Origin of the sequence: Niabella beijingensis (assembly GCF_020034665.1) — a bacterium.
GTDB lineage: Bacteria > Bacteroidota > Bacteroidia > Chitinophagales > Chitinophagaceae > Niabella > Niabella beijingensis.
The window spans coordinates 2297856-2324252 of record NZ_JAIQDI010000001.1; the positions used below are offsets into that span (position 1 = coordinate 2297856).

Annotated in this window: 13 protein-coding genes; 3 read left to right on the forward strand and 10 right to left on the reverse strand. The window is 50.4% G+C overall.

All coding sequences use genetic code 11. The annotated features are described in order from the left end of the window. The first annotated feature begins 109 nt into the window (after positions 1-109). The gene (locus K7B07_RS09640) at positions 110-439 is read left to right on the forward strand and encodes a DUF6686 family protein (protein ID WP_223709229.1); all 330 of its coding nucleotides are present in this window, start codon (positions 110-112) and stop codon (positions 437-439) included. Between the two features lie 105 nt (positions 440-544). Here the strand turns inward: K7B07_RS09640 and K7B07_RS09645 are convergent, their stop codons facing one another. Then, entirely contained in the window at positions 545-979 is a 435-nt protein-coding gene (locus K7B07_RS09645; RefSeq protein ID WP_223709231.1) for a hypothetical protein, read from the reverse strand. 279 nt (positions 980-1258) lie between these two features. Between K7B07_RS09645 and K7B07_RS09650 the strand changes: the two genes are divergently transcribed. Further along, a complete protein-coding gene (locus tag K7B07_RS09650; RefSeq protein WP_223709232.1) occupies positions 1259-2500 on the forward strand; it encodes a trans-sulfuration enzyme family protein in 1242 nt (413 codons plus the stop codon). Positions 2501-2511: 11 nt separating this feature from the next. On the opposite strand, the gene K7B07_RS09655 is transcribed toward K7B07_RS09650, so the two are convergent. Both K7B07_RS09655 and K7B07_RS09660 read right to left on the reverse strand, forming a co-directional pair. Beyond that, positions 2512-3678 (reverse strand): serine hydrolase domain-containing protein, encoded by a 1167-nt coding sequence (locus K7B07_RS09655; RefSeq protein WP_223709233.1) that lies wholly within the window; start codon positions 3676-3678, stop codon positions 2512-2514. A gap of 80 nt (positions 3679-3758) precedes the next feature. Then, on the reverse strand, positions 3759-4880 hold the full coding sequence (locus K7B07_RS09660) for a helix-turn-helix domain-containing protein (protein WP_223709234.1): 1122 nt from the start codon (positions 4878-4880) through the stop codon (positions 3759-3761). Positions 4881-5189: 309 nt separating this feature from the next. Here K7B07_RS09660 and K7B07_RS09665 point away from each other — a divergent pair, with 309 nt between their 5' ends. Then, a complete protein-coding gene (locus K7B07_RS09665; RefSeq protein WP_223709235.1) occupies positions 5190-13877 on the forward strand; it encodes a glycoside hydrolase family 94 protein in 8688 nt (2895 codons plus the stop codon). A 56-nt stretch (positions 13878-13933) separates the two neighbouring features. On the opposite strand, the gene K7B07_RS09670 is transcribed toward K7B07_RS09665, so the two are convergent. From K7B07_RS09670 to K7B07_RS09700, 7 genes are all read right to left on the reverse strand, one after another. Further along, positions 13934-16273 (reverse strand): glycoside hydrolase family 95 protein, encoded by a 2340-nt coding sequence (locus tag K7B07_RS09670; protein ID WP_223709236.1) that lies wholly within the window; start codon positions 16271-16273, stop codon positions 13934-13936. Positions 16274-16320: 47 nt separating this feature from the next. Next, a complete protein-coding gene (locus tag K7B07_RS09675) occupies positions 16321-17553 on the reverse strand; it encodes a DUF4998 domain-containing protein (RefSeq protein ID WP_223709237.1) in 1233 nt (410 codons plus the stop codon). Between the two features lie 22 nt (positions 17554-17575). Then, entirely contained in the window at positions 17576-18835 is a 1260-nt protein-coding gene (locus K7B07_RS09680; protein ID WP_223709238.1) for a DUF4959 domain-containing protein, read from the reverse strand. 31 nt (positions 18836-18866) lie between these two features. After that, the gene (locus tag K7B07_RS09685; protein WP_223709240.1) at positions 18867-20795 is read right to left on the reverse strand and encodes a RagB/SusD family nutrient uptake outer membrane protein; all 1929 of its coding nucleotides are present in this window, start codon (positions 20793-20795) and stop codon (positions 18867-18869) included. A gap of 19 nt (positions 20796-20814) precedes the next feature. Further along, the gene (locus K7B07_RS09690; protein ID WP_223709241.1) at positions 20815-21228 is read right to left on the reverse strand and encodes a hypothetical protein; all 414 of its coding nucleotides are present in this window, start codon (positions 21226-21228) and stop codon (positions 20815-20817) included. A gap of 46 nt (positions 21229-21274) precedes the next feature. Continuing rightward, entirely contained in the window at positions 21275-24517 is a 3243-nt protein-coding gene (locus K7B07_RS09695) for a SusC/RagA family TonB-linked outer membrane protein (RefSeq protein ID WP_223709242.1), read from the reverse strand. A 198-nt stretch (positions 24518-24715) separates the two neighbouring features. Then, the gene (locus K7B07_RS09700) at positions 24716-26314 is read right to left on the reverse strand and encodes a solute:sodium symporter family transporter (protein ID WP_223709243.1); all 1599 of its coding nucleotides are present in this window, start codon (positions 26312-26314) and stop codon (positions 24716-24718) included. Positions 26315-26397 lie beyond the last annotated feature (83 nt).

Here is a 26397-nt window from a genome sequence, read left to right on the forward strand (position 1 = left end):
GGGCGTTGCATCTTCATGCAGCGCTTTCTTTTTTCCCGATCGCGTAATTTCTTTTCCTGTTCTCGAAACCACCGCCGGTGCTGCACGGCTATTTTTGAAAAAAAAATCCATGTGCAGCTTTAAAACACTCTATTATGCTGAAGACGGCTACCTCATTGTTTGCAACGAATGCCGCCATTTTCAGCTGGCTTTTCAAACCACCCTCCTGACTATGACGGCACAGGATCTGCAGGTCTTTCATACCCTTGTTAAAGAAAACAGGGAATACAATGCAGACATAAACAGCGGAAGGAAAAACATCTATATCCCAACGCCGCTAGAAGGTTATGGAATGATCCTGAACCGGAAAGAACTGGAGGAGCTTTTTCAGCTGCTGGAAACAGCAGAAGTCAACTTCAAAGCAGAATGCCTGCTGGAACTGTTTCACACAACAGGCTGATCTTTCTTTGCAAAAACCCAGCATGAAGAACACCACAAAACAAACCCCTCTAAACGACCCTGCCGCAGACGAGCTGCGGCAGGGTCGGTACGGGTCTGGTAGTTTTTAATTCTTACTGAACCGGATATTGGCAAAATAATAAGTGATGTCCTTTTCGGGCGCGAACGTAAGCGATGGTTCACCCCCTATATTGATAACGATCACACGGTTGTGTTTATCCGCACCTTGTTCAGACAGGTTCACACTTATATCCGTCCATTTCTGAAGGTTGGCATCACTGATGGGAAATGCATCCTTTCCGTATTCCCAGTATTGCTGCCCAAAGCTGCTTTCCGAGCCAAAGGCCCAAAGATTGTTCATGATGCGCAGCCAGAGCCGCTGATACGGTGCATAGGTTCCCGACAACACCTCCTTGGCCGGAGCATACACTTTGAACTTTAAATATTTGTACTGCTTTATATCAAACTCATATTCTTTCGGGATCTGTATCACCAGGGTACCGTTCTTATTGTCTTTCGCAAGGCGACAACGCCCTAACACCTGGTCGTTTCATTTTTTGTTACCTTCACCAGCGAACCCGGTTTTTTAGCCAGGTCCTTCGCTCCCGCCGGGGAACCGCTGTTTGTACAAACAAGGAGCTCCGGCAACTGAAAACAGATACCATCAGGAGCGGCGGGCCGATCCTGGCATTTTAGAATACCGGCAACTTCATCAGACAAGCTTTTTTAGATGTAACTCTACGGAGACGGTGCCTGAGACCGGCACACGCCCGAAACAGGAAGCGTTTTAAGCCGCCGCTTCTGTATAAAATTTTTTTAAATGAATACTGAACCCTTACCCCGTTTTGAAGATGTTTATTCCGCAGCCATTCATGGTGTTTCTGATGAAGGCAGCCTTCACAGCCATGCCATACCCATTTATGCCACATCCACCTTTGTATTCGACAGTGCCGAGCAGGGTATGAACCGTTTTGCCGGCAGTGAACCCGGCTATATTTATTCCCGGTTTGCCAACCCAACCACGGCTGCTGCTGAAAGGCTGATCGCATCCCTTGAGGCATTTGGATTAAACGATGCGCATAGCAGCCCCCTGCAATTAAAGGCCCTGCTGCACGCCAGTGGTCAGGGAGCGCTTTCAACACTTTGCTTCTCTTTATTGAACAACGGCGACCAGGTGCTTACCAATACTGCCCTGTACGGCGGCACTCATGAATTCTTCGCCTACCTGCTCCCGAAATCCGGGATACAAACCCATTTTACCGACCTTTCCGATCTGCATGCGGTGGACCAGGCACTGAAACAGCATCCGGCCATCAAACTGATCCATATCGAGACCCCCACCAACCCGTTAATGGGATGTACGGATATAGAAGCCATCTGCAAACTGGCCGCCACTTACGGAATCAAGGTAAGTATCGACAACACATTTGCCACACCGTACCTGCAACAGCCCTTTGCTTTTGGGGTCGACTTTGTTTACCACTCCACCACCAAGTTCCTGAACGGGCACGGGACGGCCATCGGAGGGGTATTACTGGGGAAGGATCTGGATTTTATGAACACCACGGCTACAAAAACCTTCAAACTTCTCGGGGCTAACAGTAATGCGTTTGATGCATTTTTGCTCATCAATGGTATCAAAACATTGCCGCTCCGTATGCAGCGCCACAGCGCCAATGCACAACAGGTGGCAGCATGGCTGGACGAGCATCCCGCGGTTGCAAAAGTAAATTACAACGGCCTAAGCACACATCCGGACCATGCCTTAAGCGCCCGCCAGATGCGCGCTCCGGGCGCAGTACTGAGTTTTGAACTCAAAGGCGGCCTCGAAGCAGGAAAACATTTTATCAACCGGCTGCGTATGTGTACCCGGGCCGTTTCATTGGGTACTGTAGATACGCTGATCTCCCACCCCGCATCCATGTCGCACGCGATCATGAAACCGGAGGAACGCCTGAAAGCGGGCATTACAGATGGTTTGATCCGGATGAGTGTGGGCATCGAAGCAGTAGAAGATATCCTTGCGGACCTGAAACAGGCGCTTTCAGACGGATCCCGGTAAAATCAAGGTGTTTAATCCGCCACGTACTTCAGGAATGCTGCAGCAAATTTTGATGCCTTTACTGTCTTGTTCAGGTTGCGCCGGAACGGATTGAAGAACCCCAGGCCCAGACCGGGGATGGGTTTTACGATATGATAAAAGGGACGGCTGAGGTCCTGGGAATTGGCCAGCAGGATCAAGGTAAGGTCTTTTTCAGGGATCTTCACAAAGAGCGCGGAATAACCCGTCCACCACCCGGTGTGCCATATTACCTTTACTCCTTTATAATATTTCACAAACCATCCCAATCCGTACTGGATCGTCTTCCCTTTGGGTGTGGTATAAGGTGTCAGCATCCGTTGCCAGCTGCTGTCCGAAAGAAAACGGCGCTCATCGATCGCAACAGCATAAAGCGCCAGGTCCGTCACATTGCTCATGATGCCCGCACCGGGGTTAAACCCATAGCGGAACTGTACCGGCTGCAGCTTCCGGTGTTTCCAGTCGTAAGGAAGGGCTACCTTCTTTAAAAAGGATGCCTTATCATATCCCATCAATGCAAAAGCGGCGCTGTCATCGGTGCTGGGTACGGTATTCTTCATGTTCAGCGGTATCGTGATCTCTTCCCGCAACAGGGCTCCAAAGCTGCGGCCGGAAGCTTTTTCAATAGCTTTTCCCAGTGCACCATACCAGCCGCCGTTATACCGGAACACATAACCGGGCCGGAATCCGTTTAAAGAAGTTCCCATAGCAGTATGTGTCATCAGGTGCTTTAATTTGATACGCGGATCGCTGCCCCACCGGGCGCCGAGATTGATCCCGTACTTGTTTACAGGATCTTCCAGACTCAGTTTCCCGGCTTCAGCCTGCTGCATCAGCAGGATCGCACCAAAGGTTTTTGTAACCGAAGCGATCTGGTATACGGTGTGCTCATCCGGCAGGATCTTTTTTTCTACATCTGCGTAACCGAATCCCTTTTTCCATACCAGCTGTCCTTCATTTACGATGCCTGCAGAAATGCCCGGAATGTGGTACCGCCTGCGCAGTTTTTCCAGCCGCTTCTCAAAGGAAGTCTGCTGTTGCGTGTTCCAGCGGGTGCTGTCAGTCATTTTTACGGGTCTGTGTTCTGAAACAGGCTTACTGCTGCCGCAGGAAAAAAACAGGGTCACCCATATGATAAACATATAACTGAATCTGATCATTGTTTTTTTTACTGCAAAGCTCCGGGGGCAGTGTACAACAACCTACTCCGGTACTGCTCAAATCCCGGATATGAGTGCTATTATTTTCCTGATGAGGAATAATTTTTCCTGAATTCGGAGGGCGACATACCAGCGATCTGTTTGAATACCCGCTGAAAGGTAGCCGGGGAGCTGAACCCGCAGTCGTTGGCGATTCCTGTAAAAGTAAGTTGTTCCGCCCCGTTGGCCAGCAGCCGTTCCTTGAACAGGGCCACGCGGTACCCGTTTACGAACTCGTTAAAATTTTTCCGCAGGTGCTGGTTCAATACGGCCGAAATGGTTTTGGAGGTCAGTCCGGTATGCTGTGCCACCATCTGAAGGGTGAGTGCGGCATTCAGGTAAAGCCGGTCCTGCTCCATGGTCTTTTTTAACAACCCTATTGCTGTATGTACCAGCTGTTCGGGCAATGGGGCTGCTTCCTGTTTTTTTTCCGCAACCTGCTGCTGCCAGGAAACCATATATCCTTTTATACCCAGCCAGTAAATCAGCAAAGTAATGGGAACATATAACGGATACCAGTCCAGGTTGTCCAGCATCCAGTCGGTATACCGGGGAATGACATAGGGTACCAGGTAAACAAACCAGATACAAAGGAATATCACAAAGGCCCAGGCAACCTGCTGCAGCCAGCGGAAGCCCGGTAAATTCTTTGTTTTCTGAACGGAAAGGTACCGCAGTGTAAGAAAAGTATACAGCGTCAGGGATATCCAGCGGGGAATGTCTGAATAGACATTATAGGTATCGATGGCTGCCCCCCAGACCCGTTCATTGTTTTCGAGCAGCCTCGTTGATACCCCCAGCACATATACCCAGGCTATAAGCGGACTGCCCAGATCAATAAGAACCGGCAGGAACTGCAACCGTTCGTTTTTGCCGATCCGGAATTCCGGCTCCAGAAAAGCGCGTACGTAAAAATACAACAGCGGTCCCATCGGCATCACCATGATCATCGGGAACAGGATGGAAAATAAATTCAGCCACTTTGATTCAAACCAGCCATTATAGGATCCATATAAACAGGAACTGGCAAGCGCGAGCAAAAAGATCAGTACCGCCAGCAACCGGTTGGGCAAGCGCAGCCGGGAGGAAAAAAATAAAAGGCAGCTCACAATACCCCCCTGCACCACCCCAAGCAAAATAATTGTCTGAAAAAAATGTCTCATAACCACCAATTCACCCGTAAAATAATATTTTTTCATTTAAAATTTTCACCTCCTGTAAAAGCATAAAACATTAATTTTTTCTTCGCAGCTGTTCCCGGTTCTGTCACCGGATCACAGGTTCATACTGTCTGCCCGGTCTTACATGGCATGCTTATTGGTGGTTATAAACGAATGTATTTCAACAGACCATAACCATTTTTATACTATTGGTACTGAAAAATCGTTGGTTTTATCCTACCCTTCTACAGGATAAAAAAATTAACTTTATACGTACGATTTCAGGTCTGTAATCTTATATCAGGAATTGCTATGAAAATTTCGAAGCCCGTAGATGACTTTGTGGTGCGCATGCGCGAATTTTTTACAGGAGAGACCCTCCCTGAATTTCAAAAAGAAGAGCCCTTCCGGCTTGAGTTGTTCAGTCATGACCAGATGCAGCAGCACAGTATAAAGGTAGCCCGCTCGCATGTGGTTGCAGCTGGTCACCCACCCGATAAAGTGCTTCCCCGCCTGGATGACAACGAGGAAGTTATTTCAAAAGTCTATGAGCTGCTGAACGACGCCGTAAGCGCCAAGCAGCCCATTGCCCCGGCCAGTGAATGGTTTCTGGATAATTATTACCTGATCAAGGAGCAGATCGCGCTGGGAAGGACCCATTTACCAAAGGGCTACAGCGAAACCCTGCCCATACTGGCAAAAGGCCGGTCGGCCGGATTTCCGCGGGTATATGATATCGCCCTGGAACTGATCGCCCACAGCGATGGACATATCAGCATCGCCACGCTTTCCGCATTTATCGATTCTTATCAGACCGTGACCCGCCTGACCCTGGGCGAGCTCTGGGCCATTCCCATTATGCTGCGGCTCGCTATTATAGAGAACATCCGGCGCATTGCCTCGCGTGTGGCAGTGGACCAGCTGGATAAGAACGTCGCCTTTTACTGGTCGGAACAGCTGCTGGAAACCGCGCAGCAAAACCCGCGTGACATCATCATTCTTATCGCGGAAATGGCCAAATCCAGGCTGCGGCTGGACAGTGCCTTTGTTGCAGAATTCATCCGGCGGCTCCAGGGCAAGGGCCAGGGGCTTGCGCTACCGCTGACCTGGCTGGAAGAACGGCTGGCCGAAACCGGGAACTCCTCCGTTGAACTGGTAAATACTGAAAACCAGAAACAGGCCACTGACCAGGTTTCCATCCGGAATTCCATCGAAAGTATCCGGCTGATCAAAAGCACGGATTGGCGCTCGTTCGTTGAGGAAGTAAGTATTGTTGAAAAAATACTGAATACGGATATTGATGACGTTTACGGGCAAATGGATTTTATTACCCGCGACCGTTACCGTCATATTGTGGAATGGGTTGGAAAAAACAGTGCCCTGGAAGAATACCAGGTAGCCCAGCTGGCCATTGATATGGCAAAAGAGAGCGCCGCAAAAAATGAACCGGTCAGAAAGCATCATGTGGGGTATTTTCTTGTTGATGAAAAAGGACAGCAGCTTCTTATAAAGCGGTCAGGGATGCGGATCACCGCCCGGCACCGGTTTAAAAACCTGCTGAAATACAACCGGCTGCTTTCCTATGTGGGCTCTGCGCTGCTGCTCACCTTTGTTTTAAGCTGCTGGGCCGCTTTTTATACATACCGGCATGGCGCGGGGATCTACTGGCCCTTGCTGTTCGGCCTTTGTTGTTTTATTGCGCTCAGTCAGGTCATCATTATCCTGATCAACTGGGCTGCCACGCTGCTGGTAAAGCCCCGCCCCCTTCCCAAAATGGATTATTCGGAGGGCATTCCCGAAACACAATGCACGCTGGTGGCCGTTCCCAGCATGCTCACCAGTGAAAAGGCCGTTGAAGAGCTGGCAGATGAACTCGAAGTGCGGTACCTCGCCAACCTGGAAGAACATCTCTATTTCGCTTTACTTACCGACTTTACCGATGCCCCGCAGGAAACGATGCCAGGCGATGATGCCCTGCTGACTTATGCAAAAAAAAGGATCGAAGCACTGAACCACCATTATGTAAAAGAGGAAAACGGCGGAAGCAAATTTTTTCTTTTTCACCGGCCGAGAAAATGGAATGAACGGGAAAAGATCTGGATGGGACAGGAACGGAAACGGGGCAAACTGGCTGAACTGAACAGCTTTTTAAGAGATACCGGGCATCATAATTTTGCAGCTGTTACCGGTGATACATCCTCACTCAAACAGATCCGGTATGTAATTACCCTTGATGCTGATACCCAGCTGCCGCGCGAAGCCGCCTGGAAGCTGGTGGCCACCATGGCCCATCCCTTAAACAAGGCCGTGCTGAATACCCAGGGTTGTCGTGTAATAGACGGGTATGGAATATTGCAGCCCCGTACCGCCGTCAGCATACCCCGCAGCAACAGCAGTTTTTACGCAAAAATGCACAGCAACGATTCGGGTCTTGACCCCTATACCCGGCTGGTGTCTGATGTATACCAGGATCTTTTTTCAGAGGGCTCTTTTGTCGGGAAAGGGATCTATGATATTGATGTTTTTGAACAGGTGCTTGGTAATACCTTCCCCCCTAACCGTATTTTAAGTCATGACCTGCTGGAAGGCTCCTATGTCCGCTCGGGCCTTGTTACCGATGTGGAATTATTCGAGGAGTATCCAGACACTTACTGGTCGGATATAAGCCGCCGCCACCGTTGGATACGGGGCGACTGGCAGATCGCCAGCTGGGGCACGCCGTTTGTGCCGGGAAAGGAAAACCGGCTGCACAGGAATTTTATTTCCAGTTTATCCCGGTGGAAAATATGGGACAATATCCGCAGAAGCCTGGTTGCGCCGGCCATGATCGCTTTTTTAATAGCCGGCTGGGCCTTTGTACCCAATGCACAGCTCTGGACCCTGTTGTTCCTTGCGGCCTGGCTGCTGCCGCTTATCGCCACCACTACCTGGCAACTGTTTCATAAACCCGAAAGCATGCACTGGCGGGCGCATTTTTCCGAACTAAAAGACAATGCAATCACCAGTCTTATACATATTCTGTTCAATATTATCTGCCTGCCCTTTGAAGCAGTAAAAAACCTTGATGCCATTTTCAGGGCCAACTGGCGCATGCTGATCTCTCACCGGCGGCTGTTACAGTGGACGCCATCCAAACAATCCGGCAGCCGGCAGAAGAATATCTTACAGGCCTATGCCTACATGTGGCCTTCGGTACTGCTGCCCGCGGGCATCGCTGTTTTGCTGGCTGTTCTTAACCCCGAGGCCTTTTGGGTGGCCGGTCCCATACTGGCGGCCTGGCTGCTGGCGCCATTTGTAGCCTGGAACATAAGCCGGCCCTCTGCTAAAAAGGTGGTATCCCTTTCCGCAAGGAATCTTGACACCCTTCATTGTTATGCACGCAAGACCTGGGCGTATTTTGAAGACTTTGTAACAGAAGAAGACAACTGGCTGGCACCGGATAACTACCAGGAACATCCCATCGAGTCACTGGCACACCGTACCTCTCCTACCAATATCGGGCTGGCATTGCTTTCCAATCTCTCGGCCTATGATTTCGGCTACTTATCCATCAATAAACTGACGGAACGTACGTATAAGACCTTTGAGTCCTTATCGGCACTGGAACGTTATAAAGGCCATTTTTATAACTGGTACGATACCGTTTCGCTGGTGCCGCTGCAACCCAAGTATGTTTCTACGGTAGACAGCGGTAATTTTATTGCCTCCCTGATCCTGCTCCGGCAGGGACTTGATGAAATCCGGCAGGAAAAATTATTCAAGGTGCAACATATCAGCGGACTTCAGGATACATTATCCGTGATCAAAAGCCTGCTCAATAAAAAAAATCCACCGGAGCTCAGCCAGCTTATTAAAGCTACCGCTAATCTCAAAGCCGCTTTTCCGCTTCCCTTGCATGAGCTGTTGCAGCAGCTGGACTCCTTGCAGAAGGCCACAACCGCCTTAAAGGCCGGCAGCGATGCGTCCGGCCAGGCAGACGTGCAGCACTGGATCGAACGCCTGGAGATGCAGCTGACGGATGGCATTGCGTGCATCCGCATGTTCTGCCCCTGGGTGACCGCACTTCCTGTTGGTCCCCGGCTTACAAGGCTGCACCTGCTTCATGAGATCCCCTCCCTTAATAATATACTGGAATTTCAGCTCGTATTGCCCCAGCAGATCGCAGCATACCTGGAAACCGCCACGGACCCTTCGGAAACCGGGCAGCTGCACCTGCTGAAAAAAAACCTGCACACGGGAGTTGCCCAGACAGAAAGCTTCCTGGCGGGTGTGGAAAAGATGAAGCAAAGCTGTGTTGATTTCGCAACAGTCGATTATGATTTCCTCTATAACAAATCCCAGAACCTTTTTCATATCGGCTACAACGTAAGTGAAGATGCCGCAGATAAAAGCTATTATGATATGCTGGCATCAGAGGCACGCCTGGGTATTTTTGCAGCCATTGCGCAGGGTAAGATCCCACAAACGGCCTGGTTTACCCTAGGACGGCTGGTTACCAACCTCGGAAACAATCCGGTACTGTTATCCTGGAGCGGCTCTATGTTCGAATACCTGATGCCGCAGTTACTGATGCCCTCTTACGAAAATACGTTGCTGGACCGCAGCAACAAAGGTGCTGTTAAGAACCAGATCGAATATGGCAACAAGAACAATGTTCCCTGGGGTATTTCGGAATCGGGCTACAACCTGGTGGATACCAGTCTGCATTACCAGTACCAGTCGTTCGGGATACCCGGCCTGGGTTTAAAACGAGGGCTGGCCAATGATCTTGTCATTGCACCTTATGCCACCATGATGGCATTGATGGTTGATCCCGCGGAAGCCGTGGATAACCTCCGGACCCTTTCCCAGAAAGGGTTTGAAGGTCGTTATGGTTTTTATGAGGCCATCGATTATACCCCCTCACGCATGCCGCGCGGTCAGTCGTATGCCATTATAAAATCCTTTATGGTACACCATCAGGGAATGAGCTTTCTTTCCATGGCTTACCTGTTGCTTGGCAAAAAAATGCAGGACCGCTTTATAAAAGATCCGCAGTTCCAGTCGGCACTGCTGCTGTTACAGGAGAAAGCGCCGCGTTCCACCAACTTTTACGAGCATACGGAAGATGCGATCAACCGGCAAACCATCTCCCATGAATCGCACATGCGGGTGCTCACCACCCCCAATACACCGGTACCGGAGATACAGCTGCTTTCCAACGGAAGGTATTCCCTGATGATCAGCAACAGCGGAGGCAGTTACAGCCGGTGGAAGGGTATCGCATTAAACCGCTGGCGGGAAGATACCACTCGGGATAACTGGGGAATTTTTTGTTACATCAAAGATCTGAGCTCCGGGCATTTCTGGTCCAATACACATCAGCCTGCCTTAAAAAAAAGCAAATCCTATGAAACGGTTTTTTCACAGGGTCATGTGGTTTTCCGCCGGGTGGATGATGGATTTGAAACAAAAACCGATGTGGTCATTTCCCCGGAAGATGACGTGGAGATCCGGCGCATCCGCATCACCAACCGGTCGGCCTCTTCAAAAACCATCGAGGTCACCAGTTTTGGTGAAGTGGTGCTCACCGATCCTGCTGCAGATGAAGCACATCCGGCCTTCAGCAATTTATTTGTACAAACGGAAATTGATGAAAGCATGGGTGCAATTCTTTGTTCGAGAAGACCACGGGCCAAACAGGAAACACTCCCCTGGATGTTCCATACACTGATGTTGTACGGGGCAAAAAGCGAGTCAGTTTCTTATGAAACAGACCGGATGCGGTTTGTAGGGCGCGGGCAATCCATAACCACCCCCGCCGCACTGCAGCAGGATGGTCCGTTATCCGGAACAAAGGGATCGGTACTCGATCCTGTTGTTGCCGTCCGGCACCGGATCATATTAAAAGCCCGGCAGACGGTAACATTTGATCTGGTAATGGGCATCGGCGAATCGAAGGAGATCTGTATGGGACTGCTCGCCAAATACCAGGACCGCTATATCAAGAACAGGGTATTTGAACTGGCCTGGACCCACAGCCAGGTACTGTTGCGGCAGATCAATGCCACAGAAGTGGAGGCACAGCTGTTTAATGCCATCGCCGGTTCTATTATCTATGCCAATAATAGCTTCCGGGCCGAGCCCTCCGTTATCGAAAGTAATTTAAAGGGACAGGCAGGGCTTTGGGGCTATGCTATATCCGGCGACCTGCCGATCGTACTGGTGCGCATCAAGGACAGCTCCAATATCGATCTTGTAAAACAACTGATCAAGGCACACTCCTACTGGTCGTTAAAAGGACTCCGGGTCGACCTCATGATCTGGAACGATGATTTCGGATCCTACCGACAGGTATTCCAGGACCAGGTGATCGGGTTCATCACTGCCACCAGCGGTGGTGTGCTGGATCAGCCCGGAGGTATTTTTGTGAGGGCCGGCGACCAGATCTCCAATGAAGACCGGATCCTTTTTCAAACCGTTGCCCGCCTGGTCTTTGATGACGACAGGGGTACCCTGGCAGAACAGGTGCTGAAAAAGAAGACCACCAAAGGACTTCCCGAGCCCCTGCAGGTAACCGCAAAATCCGCGCGCATCATCCAGGAACAGGGCGTGACACTGCCCAACTACCTGCAGTTCAACAACGGCACCGGTGGCTTTACCCGCGATGGAAAAGAGTATATCCTCCTTTCAGATCAACAGCAAAAATCACCTGCTCCCTGGTGCAATATCATTGCCAATAAAGAAATCGGATCGATGCTGTCTGAAAGCGGATCCGCCTATACCTGGGTCGACAATGCCCAGGCCTTCCGCCTTACCCCCTGGCAGAATGATCCCGTCTCCGACCGCTGCGGCGAAGCCTATTACATCCGCGATGAAGCATCCGGCAATTACTGGTCGCCCACACCATTACCCGCTCCGGACAAACAACCCTATCTCACCCGGCATGGATTTGGTTATTCAGTATACGAACATAGCAGCAATGGGATTTCATCCGAAATATGGACCTATGTAGACCGTGACCTGCCGGTAAAATATGTTGTTTTAAAACTCCGGAACCTTTCCGGCAATGAACGCAGCCTTTCGGTGACCGGCTATGTGGAATGGGTACTGGGCGATCTTGCTCACAAAAACAAAATGTTCGTGGTTGCGGATAAAGATCAGCAGACAAAAATACTATTTGCCCGCAACCGTTACAATTCGGCTTTTGCAGAAAAGGTTGCTTTTTTTGATACAGACAGTAATGAAAAAACATTTACCTGCAACCGCACAGAGTTCATTGGAAGGAACGGCACCCTAAGCAACCCCGAAGCACTTTCAAGAAAACAACTGTCCGGAAGATCGGGCGCCGGTCTTGATCCCTGCACAGCATTGCAGGTAATGATGCAGCTTGCCCCGGACGAAGAAAAAGAGATCATTTTCCGGATCGGTGCCGGTAAGAATGAACAGGAAACCCGGCAGCTCGCAACCACCGTAAAAGGGAGTGCCTTTGCGCATGAAGCATTATCGAAGGTACATGATCAATGGAACCAGGTACTGGGCGCGGTTTTTGTAAAAACACCGGACGAGGCCATGAATGTAATGACCAACGGCTGGTGGCTGTACCAGACCCTGGCCAGCCGTATCTGGGGAAGAAGCGGCTTCTATCAGTCCGGCGGTGCCTTTGGCTTCCGCGATCAGCTGCAGGACGTGCTGGCGCTGATGCATACCGCTCCCGAGATCACAAGAGAGCAGTTGCTCCTCGCTGCTTCCCGCCAGTTCAGGGAGGGAGATGTGCAGCACTGGTGGCACCCGCCCACCGGCCGCGGGGTGCGCACCACCTGCTCGGATGACTACCTCTGGCTTCCCTATGTTACCTCACGGTATATCATTGCCACGGGTGATAAGGAAATACTGAATGAGTATATATCGTTCATCGACGGGCGGCCGCTGCGGCCGGATGAGGAATCCTATTATGATCTTCCGGTATTCCTGAATCACTGGGAAACCTTATACAACCACTGCAAGTATGCCATCCGCTACGGATTAAAATTCGGACAGCATGGATTGCCACTGATCGGATCCGGCGACTGGAATGACGGCATGGACAAAGTAGGTGAACATGGAAAAGGCGAAAGCGTATGGCTGGCATTCTTCCTTTATGATGTGCTCACGCATTTTGCCACCATCGCTGAAGCCTACGGCGATAAGGATTTTACAACGCTGTGCCATACGGAAGCTGAAAAACTGAAAGATAACATTCATGAGAACGGCTGGGATGGCGGATGGTACCGTCGTGCTTATTTTGATGACGGCACCCCCTTGGGATCCGCATCCAATGAAGAGTGTAAGATCGATTCCATTTCCCAGAGCTGGTCGCTGTTATCCGGTGGCGGCGAGCCTGAACGGAGTTTGCAGGGAATGACTGCATTGAACGAGCATCTGGTGGACCGGCAGAACAAGATCATCAAGCTGCTTACACCCCCGTTTGATAAATCGGATCTGTATCCCGGCTATATCAAGGGCTATGTGCCCGGCGTGCGGGAAAACGGAGGACAATACACCCACGCCGCCATCTGGACGATCATGGCATTCGCTGCGCTGAAAGACAAGGAGCGGGTATGGGAATTGTTTTCCATGGTCAACCCCGTCAATCATGCACATACGCCGCAAGATGTTGAAAAATATAAAGTGGAACCCTATGTAATGGCTGCAGATGTTTACGGTGCACCTCCCCACGAAGGACGCGGCGGATGGACCTGGTACACCGGTTCCGCAGGGTGGACTTATCAGCTGGCAGTCGGATCCATCCTGGGCTTGCACCGGGAAGGGGATCGTCTTTATCTCAATCCTTGTATCCCCGATGAATGGGAAGGCTATGAGATCCGGTACCGGTTCGGACAAACCTTTTATTTCCTTTACATAAAAAACAGGAACAAGGATGGAAACATCCGCTTTGTTGAGAACGGGCAGCTCTTAAACGAAGGTTATATCACGCTTCAGGATGACGGAACAGAGCACCATATAGAAGCGCAGTTATAACAGGCAGATAAACACATCGCAGTGCGCCGATTGCTTCCGGCACGGCGCACTGCCTGCTATAAACGGCCGGCGCTTATTTCCTTTACCTGTCCGTTCACTTTTATTTTTATCTTACGTGGTACCGGCGAAGTAATTTTATAGGCGATCACTTTTCCCTCCTTCCATTTAAAGCTTACCGTAAAATTACCACGCGCTTTCAATCCTTTTACGTTACCGGTTTTCCACAACTCCGGTACCGATGGTAGCAACTCGATGTACCCATCATGACTTTGCAGCAGCATTTCGGCGATACCCGCCGTGGCCCCGAAATTCCCGTCGATCTGGAAGGGGGGACCGGCAGAAAGCAGGTTCGGATAAACGCCGCCACCTGATCCGTAGTTGATATCCGTGCGCAGCGTAGGCTTCAGCAACTCCCGCAGCAATTTGAACGAACGTTGCCCGTCCTGTAACCGTGCCCAGAAAAGTAACTTATAAGCAATGGTCCAGCTGGGGCCATCATCCCCTCTTACTTCCAGTGTTTTTTTTGCAGGCGCCAGCAGTTCCGGTGTTTTTGTTTTTGTGATCAGGGTACCGGGGTACAGGCCCCACAGGTGGGAAATATGCCGGTGTTGCAGGTCTGTTTCTTTATACTCTTCCATCCATTCCATAATGCGGCCATCCTTACTGATCCGGCCGGGCGGCGGCAACAAGGCCAGCCGCTCACTTAACGTTGCACTTAAATCCGCATCCACCTTTAAGATCCGCGCTGCTTCTATTACATTCGTAAATAATTCCCGCACGATCTGGTTATCGATGGTAGGCCCCATACATACATTGGCTGTTTTGCCATTGGGCAGATAGAAAGCGTTTTCAGGTGAGACCGAAGGCGCTGTTACCATCCACTTTGTACCCGGATAGTTTACCAATGCATCATTATAAAAAACCGCGGAACCTTTCAATAGGGGATAGATCTTTTTCAGGTACTCTTTATCTAGTGTGTATGCATAATGCGTCCACAGGTTATCGCACAGCCACCCGGAGCCGGAGTTGGCAGATCCCCAGGAAGCGCTTTCCCCCGGCTCGGTATAGCCCCATACATTGGTGATCACATGAGCGATCCATCCATTGGCATTGTAATAGGCTTTTGCGGTTTTCTCGCCATTTGGAACCAATCCCTGCACCAGGTCAGCCAGGGGCAGATTCAGTTCTGAGAGGTTTGCAGCTTCCATGGGCCAGTGATTCATTTCCACATTTACATCCAGGTGGTAATCCCCGTTCCAGGGGGTACGTATCCGGTGTGCCCAGAGCCCCTGAAGATTGGGAGGCAACAGGCCTACCCGCGTACTGCTGATGGCCAGGTACCTGCCATACTGGAAGAAAAGCGCTGCAAGATTTTTATCTTTCTCCGGATGCTGATAAAAATGATCCAGCCGCTCATTTGTAGGCAGATTGCTGTTTGCCCCGTTCTCCAGATCAAACTGCACCCGGTTAAATAATTTCCGGAACTGCTGCCGGTGGATCTTCTTTTCGGTTTCGAAAGGGAGCTTCATGGATGTATGCAGCAGTGCTGAGACGGTATTCCTATAATCCCGGTCCTTAAAATCGGTGCCGGCGCTTATATACAGCGTAACGGAAGTAGCCTGCTTTATTTCAAGATATGCATCACCGGTTGTGAGGGTGCCGCCTTCCAATGCCGCTTTTACCTCGGCACGGTACTGCATTCCCTTACCATCGGTTCCATTGTCGAGCTGCCCATACAAGGCCAGTGTATTATTTTGTACTTCACTTGTTCCCCGTTCCTCCCGTTTCAGCGAGATCCTGCAATTCAGCATACCGGGTTTACTTGCTGATAATTTTACAAGGGCCACATCCGTTCCGAAACTGGTAAGATATTCGCGCCTGTAGGAAACACCTCCCATCTCAAATGCAGTGGTGGCAAGGGCTTCATCTAATAACAGGGTGCGTTTATAATTGCCGGGGCGGTCCTTATTGTTCGAACCAGGATAATCATAATCGATCTGCAGGTTGCCCAGGGTTTGAAAACAACCCCATTGCGCCCCACCGGAACCAGGTCCTTTACAGATGAAATGCTTGTTTACCAGGTCCTGTGCTTCGTCATTCTTCCCCTCCTTCAGCAGCTTCATAATAGCCGGCAGGTACCGATTGGCCTCATAGTTATTGGCATCCTGCGGGCCACCCGACCACAACGTGATATCATTCAGCACAATGGTCTCTTTTGTAACACCACCGTCCGGCGTCATTCCCAGCCGTCCGTTGCCCAATGGTAAGGTCTCCTCCCATATTTTGGCGGGCTGGTTGTACCATAAATTCAAACCCGGCACCTGTTGCGCCCGGCTGATCTGTGTGAGGGATAATAAAACTACAATAAGGTAAGGAATGTATTTTTGGGGAGTCATAATCTGTTTAATCGATCGGATAAATGAATGCAATGGATTTCCATCTGTTATTGTTTATTCCAGAAGGTCACCTGGCTGAAGTTACTGCTATTATCACTTCCGGAAGCTACTGTCTTTGTCCGGATCCGGATGTACCGGATCGGTGTGCCCTGAGGTACACTGAGGTCGATCTTATAAGGCGCCACCCCATCACCGCTGCGGTTCACATCCGCCATCAGCGTCCAGCCTTTGGCCAGCATCTGATCTTTCCAGGAAGCATCACCGCCGGGTACCGTAGTAGCCGCATTTGTAAGATCCCCGGTACCCCAGACCTCAAAGGACAACGGGTTATGGCAGCAACCCCGGCCGATGATCTCAAATTGTTTTAAGAGATAATAAATATGCCCCATATCAAAAGTAAGCACATGCGGAAGTTTGGTTTTATCGCTGCTGTGATAGATATTGGGATAATCCCGGGGCGTGGTAGTACCATCCCACAAATGCTCCACATACGTTTCATCGCTGTAAACACCCGCATCATAAGAAAGCTCCAGGGCCTTGAACAGTTTTTTATCACAGACCACAAGATCGGGTGAAAGGCTGAACCGGCCTACCGTATCAATATTATTAACCGAAAAGGTGTCGATAGCGTTAGCGGTCGGTTTATAATACGATTGATAGGTGATCAGGCTTCCTGTTTGATAATCCGGTAATACGATCGCACTGTCGTTACCGCTTAAATAAGCATCCTTTTCTGTTCCGGCGGTACTGGTATAACGGATGCGGGTATATACATTCACGGTGTCCGGGGTGAGGTATTCAATACGCAACCGTGCACCGTCATCGCTTACAAATGCCCAGGGGCTTGTGCTCAGCGACCGGTTGAATAAATTGTTCTTATAGGTACTTCCATACACACGGGCATTGTTCACTTCCCGCCTGATGGAACGGTTGCCCTTATCATCATACGAATAAATAAAGAACGAATAGGTATACTCCTGCAAACCGGAGATCAGGGCCCGCACCGTATCATCGGGGTTGTGCGAAATGGCCGGTACCACCAGCGAGTCTGCACTGTTGTTCCAGTAGATCACATACCGGCTCACACTTGGGTCGGGACTGGGGTTCCAGCCGATCACCATGCGGTTGTTACCGGGCTCAACAAACGTATTGGTAATGGCTCCCGGATATTTGATCTCTTCTTTATCCAGGAACGATTTAAAGTCATCCGGTTCTGTTGTACAGGACAGTGTGTTAATAAAGCTTACCAGCAATAACCAGAGCGCATATTTATATTTCATGATCATGATTTATTGAATGGCATTACCGGGGGTCGCCCCAGAAACTGAGTTCGGTAATATTAAAAAAATTGTTCGTGAGTGAAACATTCTCCAGGCACTGGAAGCGTATATACCTCACCCGTGGCAGGTCCAGTGCAAAATCATAACTGAACCCGTCGTTCCAGAATTGCAGGTCGGCATTGGTATACTGCGGATTGGGCAAGCCGGACGGTTTATCGGGCAAGCGGTAAAATCCCATATTGATCCATCCGTTTGCCGTTGCCTGTCCTACCGGCGGCAGTTCATTCGCCAGCGGCATCGTCTCATCCACCGGTGTTGTCGTTCTGCCCCAGAGCACCCAGGTGAGCGGGGCGCCGGCCTGCCAGAGCCAGTTGCCGCTTCCATCTATACCCCGATCCCAGATCGTGTACCGGCTCAGTTTCGCTTCCTGTCCCATATCAAATGTAATGGTAGCCGGCCACACCAGCGGAAGGATCGGTTGTTCGGTATGATATCCCGGCGACCCGGTATTATTGTTCCATAAATTGGACATCACCCACCCAAAGCCGGTCTCTGCATCCGATGACAACCGGTATTCCGAGAACTTCGATTTATCCATCTGTACTTCATAGATGGGTGTAACGGTATTAAATACCGTATCGGATTTATTCCCCCACTGATCCGTCACATAAATACCAAACTGTTTGGGCAGGGTATCATAACCCCTGAGACTGTAAAGAATGCTGTCGTTGCTGGTATACCGCTGGTTGATGATCTCGTATTGTTTGGTTACCGGATCATTTGCAATGGTTACAATGCCGATATTGGCCTTCAGTTTGTTCACCGCTTCAATCCGGATGCCTCCGAAATCGCGCTGCATGGTGATGGTGGGCAGGGTAACCAGGTACGGCGGCGTATCCGGATGGACCGTCACCACCACTGAATCCGACAGCACATTGGCCCTGCTCACCGTATATAAAATGACCCGATAATCCTGACTTTTTTCAAACCCGCTTACGGTGATGCTGTCTGAATAGAAGGAAGATTTTGTCTGCCGGCCCGTTGTCCCGTTTATTTTATAATTAGCCTGCACGTAAAGCACGTTTTCCGATTGCGGCAGATCATACGTTATATAGGCCCCTCCATTAAAGTTGGATACCTTAATGTTCGTAACCGGTTCCGGCTTGGATGTGTCTCCTGAAATGACATCCTTATAATCACTCTTTTTCTGGCAGGAGCTTATCAGTGCCAGGCAAAAAGCCAGACCGGCAATTTTAGTTCGTATGGTAACAAATGCGTTCATATTGCACAAGGATTGATAGTTAAAGTTTCGATCACCAGTACGGTGTTTGAACAAGATTGGGATTGGTCAGCATATCATAATCCTGTATCGGAAACAGGTAGTCGCGCAACCCGAATGAGGGCTGGTATACGGTGGATACCTGGTAATACCCGGCAACCGTGCGGTTAAATACACTCCATCCCTGGAAGGGAACGGAAAGCACCGCCTGTAACTCCTTCCAACGGCGCAGGTCCCAGCCGGCCTGGCCTTCAAATGCCAGTTCGATCCTTCGCTCCTGGTGAATGATCTGGCGCAAACCATCTTTGGTAGCGGGTTTTGACGGATTACGGGAATAGGCCGCCCATGATGCCACCACCCCCTGCAAACCGGCCCGCTGCCGTATCTGGTCGATCAGGGTATACACTTCCGCTCCGGGGCCATTGACTTCATTCAGGCATTCGGCATACAAAAGATACAGGCCCGACAGGCGCATAAGTGGCCAGGGATAGTTTTGCCAGACCGTATTCTGCCCGGGGATGGAAAGATAATGTACCAGTTTTTTGGGCCAGTAGCCGGTAGCATTATACCGCAGCCGGTCGGGGGGTGATGCAAAGCCATTGACAGCATTCACATAATTGGCATTTCGGTCATCCGTTGTTCCCGAACCAAACCAGTTCGCTCCGTCGAAAGAAACGCTGGCATAATAGCGGGGCTCACGGTTAAAGTTCCCCCTATTCGTGGTATAGCCCTTGCGTATGTAGAACTGGTGCGCATCATCACCCGCTGCGGTCTTATAACGGTTTGCATAATCCCAGCTGCGGTCTTCATTGATCGGTACGCCGTTCCTGCTGTAAAAAAGTTCCGCTTCCGACATCGGAACTGAAAAATTCGAATATACCGCAAACACATTTCCCGCAGCATCAGCGGTCACCCGTGGCATAGCCATATACTGCCAGCCAAAATGCGGGTTCAGGGTCCATACCTGCTCCCGGTTCCAGCCATCAACAAAAGCTCCCTGCAAGGTGAGCAGCTGGCGGGTTGAATCAGACAGGTTCACGATATTCCCGCTCAGCCGCAGTTCATAAAATCCGGCGCCGGCTGCGGCCGCAGCATCTATAGCCGCTTTACAGGCAGCGGCGGCCCGGTTCCATTTAGCAGGATCGTATGCCTGTGAAAAAAGCGGGGCACCCTCTTTGTCTTTGAAAGATGCGTAATCCGGATTGCCATTAAAAAGCGGACTGGCCTGTGTAGCCAGCACTTCTGCCTTAACCGCCAGCGCAATTGCTGAAGTAATACGCCCCGCTTCTGCCGCAGCATTCTGTATCGCATTCGGCAGCCCTGCAGCCGCTTCATCCAGCAGCCGTACCACATAATTAAAACAGGAGTCCACCGGCTGTTGTTTTTGCCGCACTTCATCGGTGGGGGCGTTAATGGGGATCGCCTTATCGGCGATCGGAATTGCACCGTACATGCGTATCAGCCAGTAATGATAATAAGCTTTCAGGAACTTTGCTTCGGCCACCCAGCGCGTTTTCTGGTAGGGCTGTATATCCAGCGGCAGATCAATATTATCAATAAAGGTGTTACACATCCGGATCGATTCGTACAATTTAATAGCGGTGCCTGGTGTACCGGTATTATAGCCATCCCAGAAATTATAGATCGGGTTCGGACTGTTCTGCAGGCCACGCATGAGGTTAAAACCCACATCACCCCCTCCGCCGCCCAGCGTTGTCTGATCCTGCAGGTTGATGGGGAAAAGCACTTCTCCGGAAGCGGTAAACCCGGCGTTGGCCCGTACATCCGAAAGCCGCTGCAGGTTGGCATAGCAGCCAAACAGATAGGCTTCGGTTTCATTGGCATTGGAGAACGAACTGTTCAGCGTGGCAACGTTATCGGGCACTACATCCAGGTACTTCCCGCAGGACTGTATCCCCGCAGCAAACAATAAGAAGAGTACCCCATTTATAACTGTTTTCATATCTTTTTGCTTGAATGTTTTAAAGAACCATATAAGTGACCGTGTTTACAGCGCCTCCCAGCCGTTGCACTTCCAGTTTTATCGTTGTTCCGCTGGCCAGCGGTGCGCTGAGATTTACGTTTGAATACAGTGTCATTCCCGTGGGAGGGTTATAGACAGAATAACTGGTATAAGGACTGCCATTGATGGATATAGTAACATATACATAGGTGGCACCTCCTGTATAATCATATTGATACGCATAGGGAATGCCGGCCGGGTATCCCATGGCGGGCGGGTAGTACCCCACGGACAGCTGACTGAAATCACCGGCAAAAGCCGCGGGCGAAGTACCTCTTAATGCTCCCCGGGAGAGGGCGGCCTCGCTTTTCAAAACCAGCCCCATGGCGGCTATCAGAATACAAAGACCTGCTGTTAAGCTGTTTCTTTTCATGGTATAATTCTTTTAAGTGTTTTTTGTTATGAATGACCGGTTGATACTAAAACCCCAGTTTCAATCCTACGTTATATACTTTCTGTATGGGGTAAGCAAACCCATTACCGGCCTGCTCCACATCCCACAATTTGAATTTGCTGAACGTGAGCAGGTTTAACCCGCTGAAATAAAGCCGTACATTGTCCATATATAGTTTCCGTGCCAGCCGCGATGGCAGGTTGTATCCGGCTTCCAGGGATTTTAACCGTAAAAAGCTGCCATCTCTTAACCACCAGGTACTGGGTTGCTGGTTGTTGGCAATATCAATGGTTGACAACCGCGGCCATAGCGCATACAGGTTCTGGTTCTCTTCCGACCAGTGATCGTCCGCATACGCCTTCAGGATCTGCGCATTGTTGACAAAAGGCGCTGTCCCAAACCGGTTGTTGTTAAAATCCGTAACCGAGCTGGGATCGATGAAAAAGGAAGAACGTGCAGATCCCTGGAAGAAGGCGCTCAGGTCAAATCCCTTATAGCCCACGGAAAAACCAACGCCATAGATCACCTGCGGTGTGGACGGCAGCCCGATGGGCACCTGGTCGTCCTGGTTGATGACACCGTCTTTGTTCACATCCCTGTATTTGATATCACCGCCCATCGGCAACGTATTTCCAAAAACCTGGGGAGGCGAATTGGCGGCTTCTTTATCATCCACAAAAAGGCGCTCTGCTATGTATCCGAAAGGCTGGCTGATGGGCCCGCCTGAATAGAACCGGTAATCATATTTATATTCCGGCTCTTCCCAGTGCCCCACCTTATTGCTGGTCCAGGTAAGGTTTCCCAAAAAGGAAGCCCACAGGTCCGGAGTAATATCCTGTTTATAATTCACATTCAGATCCAGCCCTTTTGATGTGGCAGTTCCCAGGTTGGACTGGAGGTTATCATTGGCGGCCCCTTCTATACCAACAGTAATGGGGATATAGCCTCGTCTGATAAGGATGTCGTAGCGGTATTCCTTATAGACCTCCGCCGTAATGTTCAGCTTGTTAAAGAATGTGAACTCTGCTGCAATATTGGATTTCTGCGATGTTTCCCAGGTTACATCCGGATTAGGATAGGCATAGATGGTGGTGCCGTTCTTGCCGACACTGTTACCGGTACCAAAAACCGCACCCGCACCGCCATTGGGCTGCACACTGGAAAGATAGAAGAACCGCTGTCTTCCGATATTATCATTCCCCACCAGTCCGTAGCTCCCCCTCAGTTTAAACCGGGTAATAATTCTGGCGATATCGCCTTCCCAGAATTTTTCGTTGGACACCACCCATCCACCGCCTACAGTCGGGAAAAATCCCCAGCGGTGATCAGCAGCGAAACGTTCGGAACCGTTATAGCCGAAATTGAATTCAAAAAAGTATTTGTTCCTGTACGAATACCCGGCGCGACCTGAAAAACCCAGGTTCCGGAAAGGCAGGGAATACAATAACGACGGTGCATTGGTAAGGGGATCACTCGCATTGGGGTTTAAGGTCTGCTGCCTGGTGCCCACCAGTGATCCGGTAATGCCATGATCTCCGAATTTCCGGTCGTAATCCAGCCTGCCCTGCATATACAGGTACGTGTTTACATCCTTGCTGCCCGGGTTAAAGTTCAGGTATTCCTGCGCGGCGCCCGGCTGGTTGTTCAGCCAGGTGAGCGCATAAGTGCCCGCCTGAAGATCATAGCGCTGCAATCCATAATAGAAGGGAAGATAATTGCGGCTTACATCCGAATAGGAATACCGGTTGGTGCTGAACATCCCCGAAAAGGCCAGCCCCTGGGTAATAAAATTCAGTTTCTGGTTCAGCTCAAACTGGGCCGACATGCGCGAGTTGGAGAAGCTTTTATATCCGTACATCAGGTCGGCATAGGGATTGCTTTGCAGCGAGCCTGCATTGTTAATATTGTTTCCGAAGAGGATGTGCCGGGCATTGCGGTTGGCGCTGTCCGGCAGGTAATAAGCCGGGAATTCTACCGGACTCGCATGCAATGCCCTTGAATAGAGGTCTGTTGCGAAGGAAGAACCGTTGGAGATCGGCCCGATATAATCATTGAAATTTCCCCAGAGCCTTACAATCGCTTCCGTTGTGTTCGTGATCTTTATATTGGTGTTGGCCCGCAGCTGGTAGTTTTCAAATTTCATCGACGAGTTGAAATTATTCACCGGGTTTACCTGCAGGATCCCGTTATCCCTGGAGTAGGAACCGGCAATATAATATTTGGCAAAGGCATTGCCGCCACTTACAGAAAAATTGGCCCGTTGCGTATTGGTGCGTTCTTTGAACAGTTCCTTCATCCAGTCCACCGCCGGATAAACATAGGGATAAAGTCCTCCCGCGCCATCAAGGGTCTTTTGTGTTCCGATGATCTTATTGGGGTCGTAGCGCGGTGTGGCATTCGGATCACGTGTGGTGAGCGCTTCATTATACATTTTCATATAGCTGATCGGATCCGCCAGCTCAATGCTTTTTGTGGGCATGGAATAAGAGGTCTCATAACGGATCTCCGCTTTGGCCTTCCCCGATTTACCTTCCTTGGTGGTCACCAGGATAACACCGTTGGCCCCGCGTGCCCCGTACAATGCAGCAGCACTGGCATCTTTAAGGATGGAGAAGCTGGCGATATCGTCTACCTGTATTCGCGCGAGATCATTTGCACTGAGCTCGATGTTATCCACCAGTATCAGCGGGCTGGCGCTATAACCCAGGGTCGTGACACCCCGTATAAAAAAATTGGAATTGTCGAGACCCGGCTGACCCCCGCGCTGAAAAGAGATCACCCCGGCAATCTTTCCCGCCATTGCATTTGTAAGATTACTGGCAGGGATCTTCAGCTCGCCCGGCTGTATGGTAGTAACCGAACCCACCACCGCCTCTTTCCGCTCCTTTCGCCCGAATGCTGTAACGATCACTTCATCCCCTGCCAGGGCGATCACCGGCTCCAGCACAATATCAAATACAGTACCCGTTTCTGTAATCTTTACCCGTACTTCTGTAAAACCCACATAGGAGAACTGCAGCGAATCATTTACGCTTACATCCAGCACGAATTTCCCGTTCTGGTCGGTCTGCGTGCTGACCCTGGCCCTGTTCAGATCAGTAACGGTAACACCATTCATCACCTTTCCCGAGGTATCCCGCACCGTACCGGTCACGGTTCGTTGCTGCGCATCCGCAGTAACCACCATTAATACGGAGAACAGCAGCGCCATTAGTTTTACACGGAGCCCCCTCCTGTTTTCTATGAAAAAGCAAGCACCTTTTATCATATTGAAAAGCAATTAAGTAAATTGATACAAGCAGCAAGGTTTCGTAGCAGGCAACCAGTCGATTTCTGTACTATCCTATACTATCCCACATCAAATATAGAAAATATTGTTATCGTCAAAAAAAAAATTATGCGGTTGCTTAAAAAAAAGAAGCGATTAAGCAGCAGGTAACCCGGGAGAAGCGGCAGCGGGCGGTCATCAATCTGCCAGTCCGAAAGGAGAAAAGATCAGGAACATGCCGATCATGAGGATCAGTAAAACAGCATAATACCAATGCCTGCGCCTCCAGGGCCGGATGTTGATGGCAGCAATATGAGGAATGCTGAAGGGTTCGCGCAGCGGATAAAAACGGCCGATCAGCAACATCAGACCGCTTGTGAGCAGGAAAAGAATCGCAAGCACATGGAGGTAATGCAGCGGAAGGTCCACCACGAACTGCGTGATCACATAGAGGGTTACGAAAAAGACCAGTCCCACCTTTGCCGCAACCGGCGGCACCCGTTTTGTGATCAGCCCGATGATCATGATGGTAAATACCGGTACGCTGAAAAAGCTGGCCACTTTTTGAAGGTAGTTGTAAAAACCTCCGCTGAAAAACATGATATAAGGAGAGAAGACAACAGCTGCAAGCGTAACACCCACCTGGAACAGCTTCCCCCGCCGCAGCACCTGCTGTTCGGTAAGCTGCAGGCCTTTCTTTTCCAGCCAGGGTTTATAAAGATTCATGGTGAATAATGTACCTGTGCTGTTGAGTCCTGCATTGAAGGTGCTGAGTGCCCCGCCAAAAACCACGGCAGCAATAAATCCTACCAGCAGGGGGGGTAGCACACCACTTACCATTTTGGGAAAAACCGCCGCCGTATTCTCCAGGCCCGGATAGAGCTGCAACGCAACAAGACCGGGCACATTCAGCAGCAGCGGGGCGATCAGCTTTCCCACACAGGCCAGGGATATCCCCTTCTGACTTTCCGCCAGGTTGCGGGAAGCAAATGCCTCCTGTACGATGTATTGCTCCATCCCCCAGTAATAGATATTGATCAGCAGCATGCCGGTAAACAGGGTACCGAAAGGCAGCACGCTGTTCGGCGTTCCTATGGCATTGAGGTGTTCTTTATTATGGCTCAGCAGCCGGTCTACCCCGGTCAACACGTCACCCTTGCCGAGATAGTGCAATCCGAACCAGGTGATCAGGACGCCCCCGATCAGCATGCCGATGCCCTGCACCACATCCGTGACGGTAATGGCTTTTAATCCACCCAGCACCGTGTACAGGCAACCCACCACTCCAAAAAAGATCACCAGGATGCGGATCGCGGCAAAATAGCTGATGCCCAGCTGTTCATCAATATGAAACAAGCCGTTCATGGCCACTGCGCAGCCATAGAGTACCGTGGGCAGCAGGTTCACGATATAGCTCAGCAGGAAGATCACCGATACCATCCGCTGGGTCTGCCGGTCGAACCGCAACGCCAGGAAATCCGGTGTGGTCACCGCCCCGATCTTCAGGTACACCGGCATTAAAAACTCCGCCACCAGGATCATCGCCAGCACCGAGCTCATTCCCCAGGCGATCACCGACATGTTGGTGGTATATACAAATTCATTTTCCCCGATGAACTGGTTGGCGCTCATATTGGTGAGGAAAATGGAACAACCGATCATCCAGAAATTAAAACTCCGGTTACCCAGGTAATAACCGACAGACGTATTGTTGCGCTGTTTCCTGGTTTTATAAATGGAAACCGCAGCCGCCAGCAGTAACAAAGAAAAGAAACCGATAAACGGATGGTTGCTCATAGCCGTTATTGCATCTGTTTGTTTTTACGTTTAAATAGTAGACCTGCCAAAGCATATTGTTTTCACCCTGCAATACCCCGCGC